3 protein-coding genes and 1 pseudogene are annotated in these 5042 nt (G+C 48.9%); 2 read left to right on the forward strand and 2 right to left on the reverse strand.

Translation table 11 applies throughout. From position 1 onward, the window contains the following. A partial coding sequence (gene focA, locus RTY00_RS19665) for a formate transporter FocA (RefSeq protein ID WP_312665667.1) occupies positions 1-820 on the reverse strand: 820 nt, incomplete at its 3' end. A 357-nt stretch (positions 821-1177) separates the two neighbouring features. After that, the gene (gene ycaO, locus RTY00_RS19670) at positions 1178-2941 is read right to left on the reverse strand and encodes a 30S ribosomal protein S12 methylthiotransferase accessory factor YcaO (protein ID WP_312665669.1); all 1764 of its coding nucleotides are present in this window, start codon (positions 2939-2941) and stop codon (positions 1178-1180) included. A 310-nt stretch (positions 2942-3251) separates the two neighbouring features. Between ycaO and serC the strand changes: the two genes are divergently transcribed. Together serC and RTY00_RS19680 are read left to right on the forward strand one after the other, a co-directional pair. Further along, positions 3252-4337, forward strand: a complete 1086-nt coding sequence (gene serC / locus RTY00_RS19675; protein ID WP_312665671.1) for a 3-phosphoserine/phosphohydroxythreonine transaminase — start codon at positions 3252-3254, stop codon at positions 4335-4337. Between the two features lie 81 nt (positions 4338-4418). Continuing rightward, positions 4419-5042: pseudogene (locus RTY00_RS19680) on the forward strand (3-phosphoshikimate 1-carboxyvinyltransferase); the annotation flags it as partial.

Here is a 5042-nt window from a genome sequence, read left to right on the forward strand (position 1 = left end):
AGGTCAAACCGACTAATAATCCGCCGCCAATAATGTTGCCGATGGTCACGGGAATCAGGTTGTTAACAATAAAGTTACTAACGCTTAGTGATGGGAACTGTGCTGCGCTTGCACCAGCCATTTGCCAGAATTCCGGGCTGGAAAAATCACGGATAACGATGGCCATCGGGATAAGGAACATGTTGGCAATACTATGTTCAAAACCGCAGGCAACAAACATCGCCACTGGTAGGATCATCGCAAACATTTTGTCCATCAGACTGCGGCCGGAATAACTCATCCACACCGCCAGGCAAACCATCAGGTTGGCGAGCGTACCGAGACTCACTGCTTCAATAAAGGTGTGATGCATTTTATGGTCAGCGGTTTGCAGGACATTCAAACCCCAGGCACCATTCGCCACCATGTGTTCACCGGCTAACCAGATCAGCGCGACAAAGAACAGCGCACCAAACAGGTTACCGATATAGACCGTCAACCAGTGTCGACCGAGTTGCAGCCAGGTGATACGGCCGCTGGCTTTTGCCACCACGATCAGAACAGTTGAGGTGAACAGGTCAGCTCCACACACGACCACTAACATTAAACCGAGTGAGAAACAGATACCGCCGATCAGTTTTGCTATGCCGTAGGGCATTGCTCCACTTCCGGTGGTCGCAGTGATATAGAAGACAAATGCAATTGAGATAAATACGCCGGCAGTGATGGCAAGGAAGAATGTGGTTAAAGGACGTTTAGTAGCTTTATATATGCCGGCCTCTTCTGCAACTTTCGCCATTGCCGCCGGTAATAATGAATTAAAAGGGTTGTCAGCTTTCACACTAACGCTCTCCAAAAATTGCCTGTAAAGATATTAACAAAGGAGTATAGGTCAGAAATTGATGTGGATCATATTTGACCGGAAGGTACCTGATAAGCGAAGCGTTTTAGCATGCGTTTTTCAATTAAATAATTGAATTTATTTAAATAAATAATTTTTAATTTATGCAAAATAAGTTGAATGCAGCTGCAGTTAAGGATGGGTTTTGTTAAATATCATTAACGAATGAAGCATAATTGTTATTCAACAATACGCTTTAATCTCTATGCATTATCAATATAAAAAAATGGCACTGATTTTTTTCAGTGCCATTTACCAATACGCTAATTTCTATAAATAAGACTCAAAGCGTTAAGGCTATTTTTGTGACCAATAACGACGTTTAACTGTCTGCAGTTTTTCATAGGCAGCGAGTAATGATTGATGCGCAGGGAATGCTTTCAGATCCAAATCGACCGCTTGCAATCCATAGAAGGGCGCTTCACCACTAATTGCCGCTGAAGCAGCTTCAACAGCGGCTTGGCCATACATACGGATAAAGGCACGATGATATTGAAGCGGATCGCGTTCCTCTTCCATTGCCAACAGCAGCAAGGTTTGCAGGCAGCGATAGTAGTTAGCGCGCTCTTCACTGAAGATGGACTGGTTAAATTCCATCGTCCATTCAGTCCAAATCAGAGCCTGATCCAGGTCGCCACCGGCCAGCGCTAGCATCGCTTTCAGCTCGCCGATACGCAGTGTGTACCAGCCATTGTCTTTGCCTGATGCCAGACCCAGCAGTTCGCGCACGCGAGTAAAGTCATCATGACCTTCCTCATCCAGTTGCACGATCAGCTCGAGATAGGCCTCAGATTCCCATTGGCTTTCCGGCAGCGCCAGCAGCGTTTCGCGCAGTGGTGCACCCATGCTGTTATTCGCCAGCAGCAGATCTTCCGCTGGATAAATATCAGACATGCCAGGCACAATAATGCGGCAAGCGTAAACGCTCAGATGTTCATAGTCAGCGATATAGACTTCTTTATCTTCCGCACGGAAGATCGCCATCAGCGTATCAAACTCTTCGTGCGTGGTACCCGCAAAGCTCCAGTCGACGAAAGGATAGTCAGCATCGTCTTTGAACATATCCCATGAAATCAGACCGCTTGAATCGATGAAATGCGTTTCCAGGTTAGCGTGTTCCGCCACTTCTTCATCATCGAACGTTGGCGGAGTAAACACGTCGAGATCTTTCAGACCGCGGCCCTGCAGCAATTCAGTAACGGTACGCTCCAGTGCGACGCCAAAGTCCGGATGTGCACCAAACGAAGCGAAACAGGTACCATTTGCTGGATTGAACAGCACTACGCAGATAACCGGATATTTACCGCCCAGTGAAGCATCGTAAGAGAAGATTGGGAAACCTTCTGCTTCCAGACGTTCAACTGCTTCAATTACGCCAGGATAACGCTGCATCACCTCTGCTGGAATTTCTGGCAGGCTGATGGATTCGGCGATGATACGATTCTTGATATGGCGTTCGAACACTTCTGACAGGCCCTGTACGCGCGCTTCGTTGGCGGTGTTACCGGCAGACATGCCATTAGACACGTATAGATTTCCGATGATGTTCATCGGGATATAAACCGTTTGCTGGTCAGATTGGCGGGTAAATGGCAGGCCACAGATACCGCGCTCATCATTGCCGGATTGCAGATCAATCAGCTCTGAAGCACCCAAGCTCTCTTCAGGATCATAAAATTTGCGCAGGCGCGCATCCAGAATGCCTTCTGGCAGGCTGTCGTCCTCGGTGAGCGGGAACCACTTTTCATTAGGATAGTGAACAAAATCACCATTAGCGATGGATTTACCTAACCAGAAATCGGCGAAGAAGTAGTTAGTAGAGAGGCGCTCAAAATATTCGCCCAGTGCTGAAGCCAGAGCGGCTTTTTTGCTAGCACCTTTGCCATTTGTAAAGCACAGCGGGCAGTCGCGATCGCGAATGTGCACTGACCAGACGTGTGGTACCGGATTCAGCCAGGAAGCTTCTTCAATATTGAAACCAAGGTCTTGCAGTTTCTGCTGAAAGCGAGCAATGGAATCTTCCAGTGCGGCGTCTTTTCCGGGGATAAACGTTTGCGTCATGGTGGCGCTCTCTTAAGTCAATGGGGTGGGCGTAAAGCGCGCAATAATACGGGTTTTATGCGTGCTTCGCTATTCAGTCAGCCAAATTTATCTCAGTCTGGTTAAGGTTTTTACGCCATTCGGCTTCCCGCTTTTTCTTTCTGGAACCACCTCACAAAATTCCATGGCTTAATGCATTTATGACATAAGCTGCGGTGGAGCTGGCTCTGGAAATGTGATCGCCGCCGGATTAATGATTGCAGCCATCTGGAGGCAATGATAAAACCGGTGAGGTATTCATAACCGTTCGATATGACAGTGGTGAGGGGAAATGACTCAGGTTTATAATTTTAGCTCTGGCCCGGCTATGCTGCCGGTAGAAGTGCTCCGTCGCGCAGAACAAGAACTGACAAACTGGCACGGGTTAGGCACTTCGGTGATGGAGATCAGTCACCGCAGTAAAGAGTTTATTGCTGTTGCAGAAGCGGCAGAACAAGATTTTCGCGATCTGCTGAAGATCCCAGCCAATTACAAAGTTTTATTCTGCCACGGTGGTGCGCGTGCACAATTCGCGGCGATTCCCGGCAACTTGTTGGGCGATGCAAAAACCGCAGATTATATTGACGGCGGTTACTGGGCCCACAGCGCAATAAAAGAAGCCGAAAAATTCTGTTCGCCAAATACCATTGATATAAAAACTACGCGTGATGGTAAACGTGCTTTATTACCAATGCGTGAATGGCAGTTGAATGATGATGCGGCTTATGTCCATTTCTGCCCGAACGAAACGATTGATGGCATTGCTATCGATGAAGAGCCGGATTTTGGCGATAAGATCGTGGTTGCCGATCTCTCTTCTACTATTCTGTCTCGTCCAATCGATGTGAGTCGCTATGGTGTGATCTACGCTGGCGCACAAAAAAATATCGGCCCGGCGGGCTTAACCTTAGTGGTTGTGCGCGAAGATCTGCTGGGTAAAGCACAGCGTTATGTGCCTTCTATCCTTGATTACAAGGTGCTGGCCGAAAACGAATCGATGTTCAACACCCCGCCAACTTTCGCATGGTATCTCTCTGGCCTGGTATTCAAATGGCTGAAAGAGAAGGGCGGCGTGGCCGAGATGGACAAGCTGAATCAGGCGAAATCCGACTTACTGTATGGCGTGATTGATAACAGCGCGTTTTATCGCAACGATGTCGCAAGTGGAAACCGTTCACGTATGAACGTGCCATTCCAGTTAGCCGATTCATCTCTGGACAAACTGTTCCTGGAAGAGTCTCTTAAGGCTGGTCTGCATGCGTTGAAAGGCCATCGTGTGGTTGGCGGTATGCGTGCATCGATCTACAATGCGATGCCGCTGGAAGGCGTTAAAACACTGACTGAATTCATGGTCGACTTCGAACGTCGCCACGGTTAATAGCTTTTTTCATGCCAGCTTGTCTGGTATCAGACCCCGTCACACGATGGGGTCTCGTATTTTCTGGAGATTTGGTTTCACATGCAGGACTCCCTGACTCTACAACCGATTGCTCGCGTTGACGGCACGGTAAATTTACCGGGTTCAAAAAGCGTCTCAAACCGCGCGCTCTTGCTGGCTGCGCTGGCAAAAGGCACCACTCGCCTGACTAACTTGCTCGATAGCGATGATGTTAAGCACATGCTGAACGCCCTGAAAGCGCTGGGTGTCAGCTACACGCTCTCCGACGATCGTACCGTATGCGAAGTAGTGGGTAACGCGGGACCTTTAAGCGCTGAAAAGCCGCTCGAGCTGTTTCTGGGTAACGCAGGCACAGCGATGCGTCCATTGGCCGCCGCGCTGTGTTTGGGCCAACAGTCAATTGTACTGACTGGCGAGCCGCGCATGAAAGAGCGTCCGATTGGTCACCTGGTTGATGCACTGCGTCAGGGCGGAGCAAAGATCGACTATCTTGAGCAGACCGATTACCCACCAGTGCGTCTCAATGGCGGTTTTGCTGGGGGCGAAGTAAGCGTTGATGGCAGCGTTTCCAGCCAGTTCTTAACGGCGTTGTTGATGACCGCGCCGCTGGCGCAGCAAGACACCATCATCACCATCAAAGGCGAACTGGTTTCTAAGCCTTATATTGACATTACCTTGCACCTG

The organism is Pantoea sp. CTOTU49201 (assembly GCF_032054795.1).
Lineage (GTDB): Bacteria > Pseudomonadota > Gammaproteobacteria > Enterobacterales > Enterobacteriaceae > Pantoea > Pantoea symbiotica.

What these genes read in the sequence shown, in the direction of transcription:
- ycaO (WP_312665669.1), bottom strand. Translation starts at nt 2,941, where the DNA reads ATGACGCAAACGTTTATCCCCGGAAAAGACGCCGCACTGGAAGATTCC.
- serC (WP_312665671.1), top strand. Translation starts at nt 3,252, where the DNA reads ATGACTCAGGTTTATAATTTTAGCTCTGGCCCGGCTATGCTGCCGGTA.